This is a genomic window from Microbacterium sp. 22296, assembly GCF_052045385.1.
Lineage (GTDB): Bacteria > Actinomycetota > Actinomycetes > Actinomycetales > Microbacteriaceae > Microbacterium.
The window spans coordinates 43,269-58,862 of record NZ_JBQEOS010000008.1 but is presented as its reverse complement, the minus strand read 5'-3'; the positions used below and the strand labels follow the sequence as shown (position 1 = coordinate 58,862).

At 71.0% G+C, this 15,594-nt stretch carries 13 protein-coding genes; 3 read left to right on the top strand and 10 right to left on the bottom strand.

What is annotated here, in order from left to right:
* Positions 1-22 precede the first annotated feature (22 nt).
* A complete protein-coding gene (locus ACTJJP_RS14215; protein ID WP_440775631.1) occupies positions 23-1,570 on the bottom strand; it encodes a DEAD/DEAH box helicase in 1,548 nt (515 codons plus the stop codon).
* A gap of 245 nt (positions 1,571-1,815) precedes the next feature.
* Here ACTJJP_RS14215 and ACTJJP_RS14210 point away from each other — a divergent pair, with 245 nt between their 5' ends.
* Complete coding sequence (locus ACTJJP_RS14210; RefSeq protein WP_440775630.1) at positions 1,816-1,947, top strand: hypothetical protein; 132 nt, start codon at positions 1,816-1,818, stop codon at positions 1,945-1,947.
* Between the two features lie 136 nt (positions 1,948-2,083).
* Positions 2,084-2,650, top strand: a complete 567-nt coding sequence (locus ACTJJP_RS14205) for a uridine kinase family protein (protein ID WP_440775629.1) — start codon at positions 2,084-2,086, stop codon at positions 2,648-2,650.
* A 20-nt stretch (positions 2,651-2,670) separates the two neighbouring features.
* Here the strand turns inward: ACTJJP_RS14205 and ACTJJP_RS14200 are convergent, their stop codons facing one another.
* The 3 genes from ACTJJP_RS14200 to recQ form a co-directional block, all read right to left on the bottom strand.
* On the bottom strand, positions 2,671-3,243 hold the full coding sequence (locus ACTJJP_RS14200) for a DNA-3-methyladenine glycosylase I (RefSeq protein ID WP_440775628.1): 573 nt from the start codon (positions 3,241-3,243) through the stop codon (positions 2,671-2,673).
* 112 nt (positions 3,244-3,355) lie between these two features.
* Entirely contained in the window at positions 3,356-5,458 is a 2,103-nt protein-coding gene (locus tag ACTJJP_RS14195) for an acyl-CoA dehydrogenase family protein (protein ID WP_440775627.1), read from the bottom strand.
* Positions 5,459-5,800: 342 nt separating this feature from the next.
* Positions 5,801-7,840 (bottom strand): DNA helicase RecQ, encoded by a 2,040-nt coding sequence (recQ, locus tag ACTJJP_RS14190; protein WP_440775626.1) that lies wholly within the window; start codon positions 7,838-7,840, stop codon positions 5,801-5,803.
* Between the two features lie 324 nt (positions 7,841-8,164).
* Between recQ and ACTJJP_RS14185 the strand changes: the two genes are divergently transcribed.
* Positions 8,165-8,680 carry a CGNR zinc finger domain-containing protein gene (locus tag ACTJJP_RS14185; RefSeq protein WP_440775625.1) on the top strand — a complete coding sequence of 172 codons (516 nt, stop codon included), beginning with the start codon at positions 8,165-8,167 and terminating at the stop codon, positions 8,678-8,680.
* A 217-nt stretch (positions 8,681-8,897) separates the two neighbouring features.
* Here ACTJJP_RS14185 and ACTJJP_RS14180 read toward each other — a convergent pair whose 3' ends face one another.
* The 6 genes from ACTJJP_RS14180 to ACTJJP_RS14155 form a co-directional block, all read right to left on the bottom strand.
* A complete protein-coding gene (locus ACTJJP_RS14180; protein WP_440775624.1) occupies positions 8,898-10,352 on the bottom strand; it encodes a sodium/solute symporter in 1,455 nt (484 codons plus the stop codon).
* Positions 10,349-10,741: a heavy metal transporter gene (locus tag ACTJJP_RS14175; RefSeq protein WP_440775623.1), complete on the bottom strand. Its 393-nt coding sequence runs from the start codon at positions 10,739-10,741 to the stop codon at positions 10,349-10,351. The genes ACTJJP_RS14180 and ACTJJP_RS14175 overlap by 4 nt, the downstream gene beginning before the upstream one ends.
* A gap of 93 nt (positions 10,742-10,834) precedes the next feature.
* The gene (locus tag ACTJJP_RS14170) at positions 10,835-11,539 is read right to left on the bottom strand and encodes a LytR/AlgR family response regulator transcription factor (RefSeq protein ID WP_440775622.1); all 705 of its coding nucleotides are present in this window, start codon (positions 11,537-11,539) and stop codon (positions 10,835-10,837) included.
* Positions 11,536-12,708, bottom strand: a complete 1,173-nt coding sequence (locus ACTJJP_RS14165) for a sensor histidine kinase (protein ID WP_440775621.1) — start codon at positions 12,706-12,708, stop codon at positions 11,536-11,538. The genes ACTJJP_RS14170 and ACTJJP_RS14165 overlap by 4 nt, the downstream gene beginning before the upstream one ends.
* A gap of 13 nt (positions 12,709-12,721) precedes the next feature.
* Positions 12,722-12,958 (bottom strand): YbdD/YjiX family protein, encoded by a 237-nt coding sequence (locus ACTJJP_RS14160; protein WP_440775620.1) that lies wholly within the window; start codon positions 12,956-12,958, stop codon positions 12,722-12,724.
* A gap of 11 nt (positions 12,959-12,969) precedes the next feature.
* Positions 12,970-15,234: a carbon starvation CstA family protein gene (locus ACTJJP_RS14155; RefSeq protein WP_440775619.1), complete on the bottom strand. Its 2,265-nt coding sequence runs from the start codon at positions 15,232-15,234 to the stop codon at positions 12,970-12,972.
* Between the last annotated feature and the right edge of the window lie 360 nt (positions 15,235-15,594).

Genomic DNA, 15,594 nt, shown 5'->3' with positions numbered 1-15,594 from the left:
GGGGGCATCGGGGAGAAAGGTGTCAGCCCTGGGCGCGACGGTTGGTGCGGGGGCTGCGCGCGCCCACGACCATGCCGGTCGTCGGAGTGCCGGATGCCGAGCGACCAGCGCCCTGCGATCGACCGGCGCCCGCACCGGCGCGCTGCGTGCCGCCCGTGCTCTGACCGCGACCGGCCCCGGAACGCTGGCCCTGGCCACGGCCGCCCTGCGGCGCGTGTCCGGCTGCCGCGGGAGCCTCGGCCGACTGGCCGCTGCCACCGCGGCCGCGACGACGGCGTCCGCCGCCGGCCGGGGCGGCATCCTGTCCCGGTGCGCGCTCGGCGCGCTTGCGCTGGGCGTTCGCACCCTGCGAGCGTCCGCCGCCCTGGGGCTGCGCGACGATCGGCTCGGGCTTGACGTACGGGGCGACCTCGCCGACGAGAGCGACGACCGCGGGCGACGTGGGAGTCACCGGCTGGGGCGCGGCCGAGATCTTGGCCTTGCGCAGGATGTCGAGGGTGTCGCGACGCTGCTCGGGGAGCATGATCGTCACGACGTCGCCAGCCGTCCCCGCGCGGGCGGTACGGCCCGAACGGTGCAGGTACGCCTTGTGCTCGACGGGCGGGTCGACGTGCACGACCAGCTCGACGCCGTCGACGTGCACACCGCGCGCGGCGACGTCGGTCGCGACGAGCACCTTCGCGCGGCCGTCGCCGAAGGCGGCGAGGTTGCGGTCGCGCTGCGGCTGCGACAGGTTGCCGTGCAGGTCGACCGAGGGGATGCCGGCGGCGGTCAACGCCTTCGCCAGCTTCTTGGCCTGGTGCTTGGTGCGCATGAAGAGGATGCGGCGCGCGGTGCCCGACGCGAGGGTCTGCACGAGCTCCTTCTTGGCGTCGGCGTCGGCCGGCGCGAAGACGTGGTGGGTCATGGCGGCGACGTGCGAGTGCGCCTCGTCGACCGAATGCAGCACCTCGTTGCGCAGGAACCGCTTGACGAGCTTGTCCACGCCGTTGTCGAGCGTCGCCGAGAACAGCAGACGCTGGCCGTCGGCGGGCGTGCGGGCGAGCAGGCGCGTGACGCCGGGGAGGAAGCCGAGGTCGGCCATGTGGTCGGCCTCGTCGAGCACCGTGATCTCGACCTCGCCGAGGCTCGCGAACCCCTGGCTGATGAGGTCTTCGAGGCGGCCGGGGCACGCGACGAGGATGTCGACGCCGGTGGCGAGCGCGTCGACCTGGCGCTTCTGGTTGATCCCGCCGTAGACGGTGGTCGTGGTGAGTTGGAAGGCCGCGGCGAGAGGCTTGATGACCTCGTCGATCTGGTTCGCCAGCTCACGGGTGGGGGCGAGCACGAGGGCGCGGGGCTTGCGTCCCCGGCGGCGGTCGGTCTTCGCTGCGAGACGCGCGACCAGCGGGATCGCGAAGGCGAGGGTCTTGCCCGAGCCGGTCTTCCCGCGGCCGAGCACGTCGCGACCGGCGAGGGTGTCGGGCAGTGTGTCGGTCTGGATCGGGAAAGGCTCGCTCTTGCCCTGTGCGGCGAGAACGTCGACGAGGGGTGCGGGAACGCCGAGGTCGGCGAAAGTCTGAGACGTCATGAATACTCCTGCCGCGGCGCACGCGCGCACGGCGGTTCGGGATGCCGCGATGCTGCGGCTGCAATGGGCGAAGGCGCCGAGTGGCGCATCCGTTCGCCGTGAAGGTCAAAGGCCCCAAAAGAGGGGGCCGGTGCGTTCGACGACGCTGGGAGCGAGAGCTCCGCGGACCAGTCTACCGTGTGCGCGGCGTATCTCCGTCGCGCGAGGGATCCGGCCGCCCCATCGCCCCTCGTAGCCTCGTGACCATGGATATCGCATCGATGATCATGGGCGCCTCGATCGCGTCCATCGCCTGGATCGCGTTCTACCCGTGGGCGCAGATGCGTCGCCTCCGCGAGATCGATGCGCGGGACGCCGCCGGCACACCGCGGGAGTGAGGGGAACATCTGTACGACCTGATGCCGGGGCCGAAGCGCCGGGGTCCACAGGCCGGCTGCCTTCTCGCGAACGCGCGACGCGCGGGAATGTACCTCTGCGCTGGACGGATCGCGACACCACCGTCACGATGGCTCCATGCTCGTCCCCGATGCCGACACCATCTCCACAATCGCCCAGGTCGCACGGGAATCGCCGGTCGACGGCATCCGGATCGTGGGTGTCGACGGCCCCTCTGCCTCCGGAAAAAGCACTCTCGCGGGTCCCGTGGCCCGGGTGCTGGACGCCCCGGTCATACCGGTGGACGACTTCATCTCCTGGGGGAACTTCGCCGGATGGTGGCCACGCTTCGATCGAGAGGTCCTCGTGCCGCTCCGGGAAGGGCGCGATGCGACGTACCGGCGGCGGGACTGGTCGGACTGGCGCGGCGACAGTCTCGGCGCCTGGCGCACCGTGGAGTGGAGCCCGTTCGTGGTGATCGAAGGGGTCACCTGCACGCGCGCCGCCATCTCCGACGCATTGGCCTGTCGCGTCTGGGTGGAGGCTTCACCGCTCGAGCGCCTCGAGCGGGGACTGGAGCGGGACGGCACCGAGCATCGCGACCTCTGGGAACGTTGGATGGGCGAGGAACAGGCGTTCTTCGCGACGGACGGCACGGCATCCCGCGCGGACGTCCGCGTCTGGACGGGAGCACCCGAGGGCTGACCGGCCGCGCTTCGCCGCGCTCAGGCCGCCGCGCGCCAGCACCCCGCGACGTGATCGTCGACCATGCCGGACGACTGCATGAGGGCGTACATGGTGGTCGGTCCGACGAAGCGGAATCCCCGGCGCCGCAGCTCTTTGCTCATCGCGGTGGACTCGGGCGTCACCGCGGGCACCTCGGCGAACGTCGGCGGCGGTGCATGCCGGACGGGCGCGAAGGACCACATCAGCTCGTCGAACTCACCCTCGGCCATGCCCGTGACGATCCCCGCATTGCCGATCACGGCCTCGATCTTGCCCCGATGTCGGATGATCCCGGCATCCTGAAGCAACCGGTCGACGTCGTTCGGACCGAAAGCGGCCACGACCGACGGCTCGAAGCCGTGGAACACCTCACGGAAGCGTGGGCGCTTGCGCAGGATCGTGATCCAGGCCAAGCCCGCCTGGAAGCCTTCGAGGCTGAGCTTCTCGAAGAGGGGACGGTCGCCGTGGAGCGTCGTGCCCCACTCCTCGTCGTGGTAGCGCTGGTACTCGACATCTGCGCCCGCCCAGGCGCAGCGTGCGATGCCGTCGGAACCGGTCAGCAGATCGCTCATGCCCCCAGGGTAGGAGGGGGTTCCGACATCCCCCGACCGGGTCACGACGACGGGCCGATCCGCGTGGGACCGGCCCGTTCTCACCCCCTGTTCTCGTGACAGGGGGATGCCGTCACCGCGCCGGCTTCTTCTCGGGCACCGGAGCGTTTCCGGATGCCGCGAGCTCGGCGTAGTACGACGCCGCCTCGTTCTGCCGGTCGTCCTCGACGCCCGAGGCGATGGACGCCCGAACGTGCTCGGGGCCGTAGCCGAAGGCATCCACGAGGTCCTGCGCGTGCGGACGGAGCCGCGCGCAGAGCCGGTCGATGTAGCTCGACACGGCCGCGGCCCGCTGCGTCGACAGCCGCCCGTTGATGAGATACCACGCCAGGTGCTTCTCGATCAGCTGCAGACCGAACAGGTCGCGGAGCCACGTCAGGACCTTCGACGTGTCGCGGTCGTCGACGCGGTGGATGGCGTCGGTGAACGCCTCCCACTGCAGCAGCTCGCCGTGTGCGCGGGCGGCCTCGATGAGCTCGGACTGATTCTCGTTGAACAGGGCTGCGGCGTCCTCGCGGGAGAGCTTGGATGCCGGGCGCAGGCGCCCCGCGATGTCGGCGATCATCTGCTGCACACGACCGGTCAGCAGCTCGTGCTGCTGCTCGGCGCGCAGGCCCTTCTCGACGGAGCGGGCGGTCGACCCGAAGTCGCTGACGGCCTGTCCGAGCTGACGCATCCCGGCCCCGTGGAACAGCTTGCCCGCGGTCTGCCCGACGGCGAAGGCGGCGAGCTGCTTGGCATCCCGGCCCTTGAACTGACGGGCGTAGTCGGCGAGCAGGCGCTTGCCGACGAGCTGGAGGAGGATGTTGTTGTCGCCTTCGAAGGTGACGTAGATGTCGAGGTCGGCGCGGAGCCCCACGAGGCGGTTCTCGAACAGGAAGCCCTGCCCACCGCACGCCTCGCGCGACTCCTGCAACGTGTCGAGCGCGTGCCACGTCGACAGGGGCTTGAGGGCCGCAGCGAGGGTCTCGAGGTCTTCACGGTCGGCGTCGGTGTCGAGAGCGCCGCTGAAGACGCCGTCGAACTTCTGGAGGAACTCGTCGTGGGCGAAGATCTCGGCGTAGGTCGTGGCGAGGCGCGGCAGGAGGCGACGCTGGTGCTTGCCGTAATCCAGCAGCGTGACCTCGGGGGTGCCGCTGCCGGAGTCGAACTGACGGCGCTGGTTGCCGTAGGTGATGGCGATGATCAGGCCGATGGCCGAAGCCCACGCGGCCGCACCGTCGAGCGAGACACGCCCCTGCACGAGGGTGCCGAGCATCGTGAAGAACCGGCGACCCGGGCTGGCGATGTCGCTGGAGTACGTGCCGTCGGGGGCGACGTCACCATAGCGGTTCAGCAGGTTGGTCCGGGGGACGCGCACGTGGTCGAAGTGCAGACGACCGTTGTCGATGCCGTTCAGACCGCCCTTGAGACCGTCGTCTTCGCCACCGATGCCGGGCAGGAACGCGCCGTCGTCGTCGCGGAGCGGCACGTAGAAGCAGTGCACGCCGTGGTTGACGCCGCCGGTGATGAGCTGAGCGAACACGGTCGCCGCCTTGCCGTGCAGGGCGGCGTTACCGAGATAATCCTTCCACGCGCCGCGGAAGGGCGTGTGGATGACGAACTCCTCGGTGGCGGGGTCGTAGGTCGCGGTCGTGCCGATGGCGGAGACGTCGGAGCCGTGACCGGTCTCGGTCATCGCGAACGCGCCGGGGATCTCGAGGCTCATGATGCCGGGGAGCCATTTGTCGTGATGCTCGGCTGTGCCCAGCTGCAGGACAGCCGAGCCGAACAGGCCCCACTGGACGCCCGACTTGATCTGCAGGCTGGGGTCGGCGGCGACGAGCTCCTCGAAGCCGGCGATGTTGGCGCCGTTGTTCTCCTCGCCGCCGAAGCGCTTGGGGAAGGCGCGGTGCACGGCCTTGTTCTGCACGAGCAGGTGCAGCTGGCTGAGGGTGCGCTCGCGGTGCGCGTCCATGCCCAGACTGTCGTCGCGCCACAGCGCGGGGTCTTTGATCATCTCGCGCGCCGCGCGGCGCGTGTCGGCCCACGTTCCGAGCAGCAGATCGGTGACCCGTTCGGTATCGATGCGGGCCTCCGCGGCCTCGGCGGCGGTGTGCGCCGCGGTGGGCGCACCTCCGACGGGCGTACGCGTGCTCGTGGCGGGCGTGGTGGGACGGACGGCGGCGTCGGTCATTCTCGGCACCTCTCGACGGGGCTCAGGGATGCCGATAACGGTAGGTCTTCGACAACGACCCGGCAATCATTGTGTGGATGCGCGACAAGCATGCCGGGTCGCGAGCCGCGGGGTCGTTGTGGATGGTCAACATTCCCGGGAGCACGCTGAGGGGAGACACGACCGGTGGCGTCGACGAGCTCAGCCATCCTGCTCACCACCGACTCAGAGCGCGACCGGCGGCTTCGACGAGCTCAGCCCCTCCGGGCCACGGGCTCCGATCACCCACGGTGGCACCGACACGCGCGGACGTGTCGGGATGAGGTCCCGGAGCCTGTCGAAGGGACGGGGACCGTCCGTGCGTCAGTTCGCGGCGACGACCGTCAGGATGCCGTCGCCGTAGGCCTCGCGCTTCTTGGCACCGATGCCGGTGATGCCGTCGAGGTCACCGACCGACGCGGGCCGTGCGGCGGCGATGGCGCGGAGCGTCGCATCGCCGAAGACGATGTACGCCGGCACTCCCTGCTCGCGGGCCTTCTCGGCGCGCCACGCGCGGAGCGCCTCGAAGAGGTCGCGGTCAGCGGGGGCGACCTCGTCGGCGCTGGATTTGCGCTGGCGACTCCCCCCGCCGCCCGAACCCGTGCGGCCGAGCACGTCGCTGCGCAGTGGCACCGCCGCCTCGCCGCGCAGTACCGGCGCGGACGCCTCACTGAGCGCGAGCGTGCCGTAGTCGCCCTGCGCGACGATGATGCCCCGGGCGAGCAGCTGACGGATGACGCTGCGCCAGTCCTGATCGGAGAGATCGGCACCCAGCCCGTAGGTGCTGAGGCGGTCGTGGCCCTGCTGCGCGATGCGCTCGGTCTTGGCTCCGCGGAGGATGTCGACGAGATGACCGGCGCCGAAGGCCTGGCCGCGCTCGCGCTGCAGCCGGACGATCGTCGACAGGAGCTTCTGAGCCGCGATCAGGCCGTCCCAGGTGTCGGGCGGGGTGAGGCAGGTGTCGCAGTTGCCGCACGGCTCGGAACGCTGCCCGAAGTAGTCGAGGAGGTTCTGTCGGCGGCATCCGACCGTCTCGCACAGGGCGAGCATGGCGTCGAGGTGCTGACCGAGGCGCAGTTTGTAGGAGCGGTCTCCGGGCGACTGGTCGATCATTCGGCGCTGCTGCACGACGTCGCCGAGGCCGTACGCCATCCACACCACCGAGGGGTCGCCGTCGCGGCCGGCTCGCCCGGTCTCTTGGTAGTACCCCTCGACCGACTTGGGCAGGTCGATGTGTGCGACGAAGCGCACGTCGGGTTTGTCGATGCCCATACCGAACGCGATGGTCGCCACCATGATCACGCCGTCGTCGCGCAGGAAGCGCGACTGGTTCGCCGCACGCACGGAGGCGTCGAGGCCGGCGTGGTAGGGCAGGGCGTCGAGGCCCTGGGTGCACAGGTACGCCGCCATCTGTTCGACGCTCTTGCGGCTGAGGGCGTAGACGATGCCGGCCGAGCCCTCGGGCTGGCTCTTGATGAACTGCACGAGCTGGCGGCGCGGGTCGACCTTCGCATCGATGCGGTACTGGATGTTCGGACGGTCGAAGCTCGCGACGAACCCGCGCGCGTCGCGCAGCCGAAGGCGTTCCACGATCTCTTGGGCGGTCGCCGGAGTGGCGGTGGCCGTGAGCGCCATGCGCGGAACGCCGGGGAAGCGATCGGCGAGGTCGCCGAGCGCGAGGTAGTCGGGGCGGAAGTCGTGACCCCATTGCGACACGCAGTGCGCTTCGTCGATAGCGATGACGCTGAGTCGCCCACGGGCCAGGAAGGCGAGGGTCTGGGCGCCGTTCAGCCGCTCGGGCGCGACGTAGAGCAGGTCGAGCTCGCCCGCGAGATAGGCCTGCTCGACGGCCTGGCGCTCGGCCGGCGACTGCGTCGAGTTGAGGTAGCCGGCGCGCACGCCGTTGGCGATGAGCGCCTCGACCTGATCGTGCATGAGCGCGATGAGCGGACTCACGACCAGACCGGTGCCCGGCCGCACGAGCGCGGGCACCTGATAGGTGACGCTCTTGCCGCCACCGGTGGGCATGAGCACGACCGCGTCGCCGCCGTCGACGACGTGCTGCACGATGTCGGCCTGGTCGCCGCGGAACACGTCGTAGCCGTAGACCTCGTGCAGCACCTCGCGGGGATCGCGCCCGGTGAAGTCGCGCACGGCGGGGAGCTCGCGCGCGGTGCCGGTCGCCGCGACCGCGCGCGCGAAAGGCGAAGAGGGGTCGACGGGCGGCGGCGGCGCGTCGAAGTCCTCCGGCGGGGCGAACTGATCGGGGTCCCAGTCGGCGCCCGCGTACGGATCGTCGAGGATGTCGTACGCCTCGGGCGGCGCGTCGGCGTACGGCTCGGGTGCAGCGCCGGGATGAGTCACCCCTCCACGGTAACCCCGGCCGCCGACACCGACCTCGACGTGGCATCCATCGCGTCGGTCGGCCTGGCTGGGGAGGAGGGGTGATCGCGATCGCCGGACGACGGTCGGAGCTCGCCGATCTCGCGCGAGAGCGCGGATGCCGGCGCCAGGCCGGAGGGATCGAGATCGACGCGGCGCGTGACGCACCCGGCACAGCGGACGTAGCGGACGCGTCCCTCGCTCGTCGCGTGCACCGATTCGGTGACCCATGCGTGTTCGTGGCGGAGGGTGGGAGCGGGGAGCACTCGAGGGGTGGTCATGACTTCAGCGTGATGTAATGCCGTTGTGCATCTCAACCCTTACGGCGAGTACGCCGTCCTTCTCGCGGCCTCACTCGCCAACGACTGGCCCGCCGACCGCGCCGGCATCGAGGCGCGCACGATCGAGCAGGGGATGACGATGCGGTTCCCCGTGGCATCCGACGATCACGTCGAGACGAGGCGTGTCATCGACGAGTGGCTGAGAGTCGTGGATGCGAGGGATGCCGACGAGCGCGCCGCCCTGCTCAACGCGCAGATGGCCGCCGTGACGGCGTATCCGCGCCTCACCGATCACGATGGCGAAGGGTGGCACCTGCACTATCGCGACAGTGACGAAGCCCTCCCGCGCGTTCTCGCCGCTGTGATCTCCGTCGGCACGTCGCTGCACCTCGTCACCCGCGGGATGCAGCGCCTCGGCCGCTGCGCCGCCGAACCGTGCGCGAACGTTGTCGTCGACGTCACGCGCAACGGCCGACAGCGCTACTGCTCGGTGCGATGCGCGAATCGCGCCGCCGTCCGGCGGCACCGGGCGCGCGGCTGACGCGGCGGCCTGACGCCCCCGGCCCGCCGAGAAACGGCACGCACGCCGAGAAACGCGTTGCCGAGACGTTTCTGGCGGCAGATCGCGTTTCTCACACGGGGTCACCCCCGCGAACAGCGTTTCTCGCGCCGGTCACACCGGCAGACGGCTCGCGCCGGCCACACCAGCGAACAGCTCGCGCCGGCCGCCCCCGCCCCCGCCCCCGCGCACCCCGCCCTTACGCGTCCGGCGTATGCAACCGCGCGAGGTACCGCTCCACCCGCACGGGCGCGCCCCCGCGGTCGAGCAGCGACACCACGACGATCACCGCCGTCGTCAGCGGAATGGTCCACGCCGCCGGCTGCGTGACGAGCACGGCCCATTCATCGGCGCCGCGCAGCCACCCTCCGGCCACCAACGCCGCGCCGCACGACACGGCACCGACCACCATGCCGGCGACCGCGCCCCGCGCGGTCAGTCGCGGCCACCACACGCCCAGAAGCAGCACCGGCGAGAGCGTCGACGCCGCGAAGACGAACACCAGGCCGACACTCGCGACGAGACCCGCGGGCTCGGTGAGGAGCGCGACGGCGAGGGGCACCGCGGTGCACAGCACCGCCGAGAGGCGGAAGGAGCGCACCCCTCCCCCGAACACGTCCTGACTCACGACCCCCGCGAGCGAGACGACGAGACCCGACGACGTCGCGAGGAACGCGGCGAACGCCCCGGCCACGAGCAGCGACGTCAGCAGCTCCCCCACCAGGCCCGGGAAGACCCGCGAGGGAAGCGCGAGCACCACGGTGTCGGCGACGCCGGCAACGGCCAGGTCGGGGGCGACGACCCGCGCGATCAGCCCCATCGTCGACGACACCGCGTAGAACGCGCCGATCAGGACGATGACGACCACCGTGGTGCGCCGGGCAGACGCCCCGTTCGGGCTCGTGTAGAACCGCACCAGCACGTGGGGCAAGCCGATGGTGCCGAGCAGCAGGGCCAGCAGCAGGGAGACGGTGCCGTAGACGTCGATCGCGCCCGGCCCGCTCTCGGCGGGGAACACCCGCGCGGGGTCGATGTCGGCCCCTCCTCCCGACAGCGCCAGGAGCAGGAACACCGCCGGCACGAGCAGGGCCGTGAGCTTGAGCCAGTACTGGAACGCCTGCACCGCCGTGATCGCGCGCATCCCACCCGCGGCGACGATCCCCGCCACCAGCACCGCCACGAGCACCCCGCCCGTCCACCGCGGCACGTCGGCGACCACCCCGAGGGCGAGCGACGCCCCGTGCAGCTGCGGCACGATGTACAGCCACCCGATCACGAGCACGACCACGCTCGTCACTCGGCGCACGGCGCGCGACTCCAGCCGCGTCTCGACGAAATCGGGGATCGTGTAGGCCCCGCTCCGGCGCAGGGGCGCGGCGACGAAGAGCAGCACCAGCAGGTACCCGGCCGCATACCCGATCGGGAACCAGAAGCCCTCCGCCCCCGATAGCAGCACGAGTCCCGCCAGCCCCAGGAACGTCCCCGCCGACAGATACTCGCCGCTGATCGCCGAGGCGTTCCAGACGCTCCCGACGCTGCGCGACGCGACGAAGAAGTCGCTGCGCGTTCGAGAAGACCGGATGCCGGCGAACCCGAGCACCGCGGTCGCCACGACGAGCAGCCCCACCGCCGCGAGGTCGAGCACCGGGTTCACGCAGCATCCTCCGGGTCGGCGAGCTGCCGGTACCGGCGCTCGTTACGGGCGGCGGCCCGGGCGTAGATGAGGGCGAAGACGAGGATCAGCGGGTAGAACGCGTAGGCGTGCAGCAGCCACGACAGCGGGACGGACCACAGCGTCGGGTCGCCCAGCGCGGGGAGCGCCGTGATCACCCCCGCCAGGGCCGCGGCGACCACGACGAACGCCGCGACGCAGCCGAGCGCGAGACGCAGCTGCGCGCGCACCAGCCCGCGCGAGAAGACCTCGTCCGCCTCGTCGGCCATCCGGCCGGGCAGAGCGAAGCCACGCGTGACCGGCCGCGACACCCGACCCGCGGTGGATGCCGTGACCCGCACGCGCGGGAGGGGACGCGGATCGTCGGTCATGGCATCCCATGGTCGCATCCGGGATCCTCCGCGTCGACGGTGCGGCACCACCGCCGATGACGCGCGGCGTTCCCGCGGGTCACCGCCCCGGGGTCAGCGCAGGAGCGCGTCCCGCACGGCCGGCACGAGGCGTCGGCTGACCGGCAGCTCGATCTCGGCGAGGACGACGGTGGGCGCCGATCCTGCCAGGCGCACCTCGGTGACGGCGTCGCGGTGGACGAGGTACGAACGGTGCACGCGCACGAACCCGGCGCCCGCCCATCGCTCGGTCAGGTCCGACAGCGGAACACGCACGAGGTGATCGGATGCCGCGGTGTACAGCCGCGAGTAATCGCCGTTCGCCTGCACCCAGCGCACGTCCGCGCGGCGAACGAGACGCGTCGACGCGCCGACCGTGACCGGGATCGTCTCGTCGTCGACCGCGTCGACACCCGTCTCGACGGCGAGCGCCCGACCGAGCGCACGATACAGGCGTTCGGCTCGCACGGGCTTGAGCACGTAGTCGACGGCCTCCAGATCGAACGCCCGTACGGCGCCGGAGTCGTCGGCGGTCACGAACACGACCGGCGGACGCGTGCGGAAGCCCTCAAGGGCCCGGGCGAGGTCGAACCCCGTGATCCCGGGCATGTGGATGTCGAGGAACGCCACCGCGATCTCGCCCCGCTCCAGCACCCGCAGCGCCTCGGCGCCGCCGCTCGCGGTGTGCACGACCGACACCCGGGGGTCGGCCGCGAGCAGCGCGGCGAGTTCGTGACGCGCGGGAGCCTCGTCGTCGGCGACGAGCACCTCGACGCTCATGGGCGGACCGTCTCGTGCTGGGGCTGGGACTTGGGCACGCGCAGGTGCACCGAGGTGCCCGAGCCGACGTTGGTCTCGACGACGAGACCGCCTCCCGGCCCGTACAACTGCCGGAGTCGTGCATCGACGTTGCGCAGGCCCACGTGCGACGACGGCGCATCCAGGTCGAGCAGGGTCGCGAGTTCGTCGGGGTCCATCCCCACCCCGTCGTCGTCGACGATCACCTCGGTGTGCGTGCCGTCGTCGATCGAGGTCACGGTGAGCACACCGCCGCTTTCGCGGCGCTCCAGCCCGTGGCGGACGGCGTTCTCGACGAGCGGCTGCACCGACAGGAACGGGATGACGGTGGCGAGGGTCTCGGGCGCGATGCGCAGGCGCACGGTCAGGCGATCGCCGAAACGTGCACGCTCCAGCTCGAGATACGAGTGGATGCTGCGCAGCTCTTCCGACAGCGTCGTGAACTCCCCCTGCCGGCGGAACGAGTACCGCGTGAAGTCGGCGAACTCGAGCACGAGGTCGCGCGCCCGGGGCGGGTCGGTCGAGATGAACGAGGCGATCGCGGTCAGGGCGTTGTAGATGAAGTGCGGGCTGATCTGCGCCCGCAGCGCCCGGAGCTCGGCTTCGGCGAGCGCGGCGCGCGAGGCATCGAGTCCGGCGAGCTCGATCTGGGCGGCGCACCAGTCGGCGACGTCGCCCGTGGCGCGCACGAGCGGGGCGCGCACGTCGCCCGCGAAGGCGACGACGGCTCCCCACACCCGGCCGTCGACGACGATCGGCGCCCCGACGGCGGCCTCGCCGGCCTCGGTGAACACCTGCCGCCGCCCCGACTCGTACACGCGCGCGGCGACCCGTCGCGCGGGACCGGCGAGCGACGCGGGGCCGTCGACGGCGACCCGGTCGACCCCCGACTCGACGATCGCCACGGCGTCCGCGGCCAGCAGCACGCGCAGGTGCTTCGCGGCGCGCGCGGCATCCGGCTCGTCGCGTCCTCCGCGCAGGGCTGCCGCCGCGGCCGCGGCCACGTGCAGGGTCCGGTGCGTGGCCCGCTCCGCGTCGCTGCCGAGGTCGCGCGGGGCGAGCGCGAAGCGGCGGGCGAACACGAGCACGAGCGTGATCGCGACGCCGACCACGACGCCCGCGGCACCGGCGAACAGCGGGGCATCGAACATCGTCGAAGCCTACTCAGCAGCAGCGCGCGCCCGGATTGCGGTCCTGCTCGGCGGTGCGCTGCCGCCAGAACTGCCGCTCCGTGAGCGGTGTCGCGTCGGGATGCTGGGCGCGCAGGTGCGTCACGTAGACGTCGTAGGCCCGATCGCCCATGAGGGTCGTGACATACCAACGGATGCCACGACCCACCCGCACCACCCGTGCGCCGAGGTGCTGCAGGGGGCCGGGGGCCGTGGCATCCGTGTCGGTCATGGTCCGCGCGCTCAATGGTGCGAGGAGACGGACGGGCGGTCGGGGTGGTCGGCGGGCAGGGCCTCCCACTCCTTCTCGATCGCGCGCTCCTCCTTGGTGGCGAGGAAGCCGGCGGGAGCGAATCGACGCGAGGGCGCAGGTGCGTCCTCGAGGTTCTCTCCGCCGCCGTTGCGGATCGCCCGGACGGTGACGATCACGGCCATGAGGATGACGATGATCGCGAGGGTGACGAAGACGATCGACAGCACGCCCTGCACGAGGGTGTTGCGCACCACCGCCTCCATCGCGGCGACGCTCTTGGCCGTGCCGAATTCGGTCTTGCCCTCGGCGAGGGCGTTGCGGAACGCGAAGTGGTTGGCCCAGTACCCCACCGCCGGAACCGGCGAGAAGATCTTGTACATGGATGCCGTGATGGTCACGACAGCGGCGAAGGCGAGGGGCAGCGCGACGATCCACAGCCACCGGAAGTACGAGCGTCCCCGCTTGGCGACGATGGCCAGGACCACGGCCAGCGCGATCGCGGCGAGCAGCTGGTTGGCGATGCCGAACAGCGGGAAGAAGGTGTTGATGCCGCCCAACGGGTCGGTGACACCCAGGATGAGGATCGCGCCCCACCCGGCCACCATCACCGCGGTGCAGATCCAGGCACCGGGTCGCCACGAGAGATCCTTGAATTTGGGGATCACGGTGCCGATCGAGTCCTGGAGCATGAAGCGGGCCACGCGGGTTCCGGCATCCACCGCCGTGAGGATGAAGAGGGCCTCGAACATGATGGCGAAGTGGTACCAGAACGCCATCATCGCCTGGCCGCCGAGGGCCTGCTGCATGATGTGGGCGAGACCGAGCGCCAGGGTCGGCGCACCGCCGGTGCGCGAGACGATCGATTCCTCGCCGACCGCCGCAGCGGTGGAGGTCAGCATGTCGGGCGTGAGGTTGACGCCCGCGAGTCCGAGGCCGTTGACGAACGCCACCGCACCTTCGACGGTGCCGAGGGTGGCAGCAGGCGACGAGTTCATCGCGAAGTAGATGCCCCGATCGATCGACAACGCGGCGACCAGCGCCATGATCGCCACGAACGACTCCATGAGCATGCCGCCGTATCCGATGAAGCGCGTCTGGCGCTCCTTCTCGAGCAGCTTCGGGGTGGTGCCCGAGGCGATGAGGGCATGGAATCCGCTCAGCGCTCCGCACGCGATGGTGACGAAGAGGAAGGGGAAGATCGGCCCGCTGAACACCGGACCGGTCTGACCGCCGGCGAACTCGCTGAAGGCGGGGACCGAGATCTCGGGGCGCACCAGCACGATCGCTCCGGCGAGCATGACGATGACACCGACCTTCATGAAGGTCGAGAGGTAGTCACGGGGGGCGAGGAGCAGCCAGACCGGCAGCACCGCGGCGACGAAGCCGTAGATGATGATGCCCCAGGCGATGACGGTGCGGTCGAGGTGGAAGGCCGCGTAGCCCCACTCGGTCGAGGCGACCCAGCCGCCGGCGACGATCGCCGCGATCAGCAGCACGAAGCCGATGATCGAGATCTCGGTGATGCGGCCCGGCCGGATGAAACGCAGGTACAACCCCATGAACAGGGCGATCGGGATCGTCATCGAGACGCTGAACACGCCCCACGGGCTCTCGCCCAGGGCGTTGACGACGACGAGCGCGAGGATCGCGACGATGATCAGCATGATGAGCAGGCTCGCGAGGATCGCCGCGGTTCCGCCGATCTTGCCGAGCTCGTCGCGCGCCATCTGGCCGATCGTGCGGCCGCCGCGGCGCATCGAGAAGAACAGCACGAGGTAGTCCTGCACAGCGCCGGCGAGGATGACGCCGACGATGATCCAGATCGTGCCCGGGAGATAGCCCATCTGCGCCGCCAGCACGGGGCCGACCAGGGGACCTGCGCCGGCGATGGCGGCGAAGTGGTGGCCGTACAGCACGCGCCGGTCGGTGGGGACGTAGTCCTTGCCGTCCTGCTTGCGTTCGGCGGGCGTGGCCCGGCGGTCGTCGGGACGCGTGATGTAGCGCTCGATGACCTTCGAGTAGAACCGGTAGCCGATGAGGTAGGTGCAGACGGCGGCGAACACGAACCAGATCGCGTTCACCGTCTCGCCGCGCACGACCGCGAGCATCGTCCAGCCGAGACCGCCCAACAGGGCGATCCCGATCCACAGGGCGATCTTGGCGGGGGTCCACCTGCTGCGGAGCTTCTCGGGCTCCACAGCGACGGGGGGAAGGTTCGGATCGGTGACGATGTCGTCGTCGACGGAAGCGCTCATGGGTTCTCCTGCTCGCGGCACTGCGGACCCGCCGAGGCTAAGCGGATACCGCCACGCCGGGCCAGCGGCATCCGGTGCGCGTGCGGTGAGCGGCGCGAACGGTGCGACGAACGGCGTGCGCGGCGGTCGCAGGGTCGTGCGCCCCAGGTCCCTGAGCCCGCCCCCGAGTCCCGAAGTCCACCCCCGAGTCCCGAAGTCCACCCCCGAGTCCCGAAGTCCACCCCCGAGTCCCGAAGTCCACCCCCACGTCCCGAAGTCCACCCCCAGGTCCCTGAGCCTGTCGAAGGGACCGGAACCCGCACGACGCCCGGTGGCTTCGACAGACTCAGCCACCTCCCCGCAGCCCCAGCCGCCCCCGAC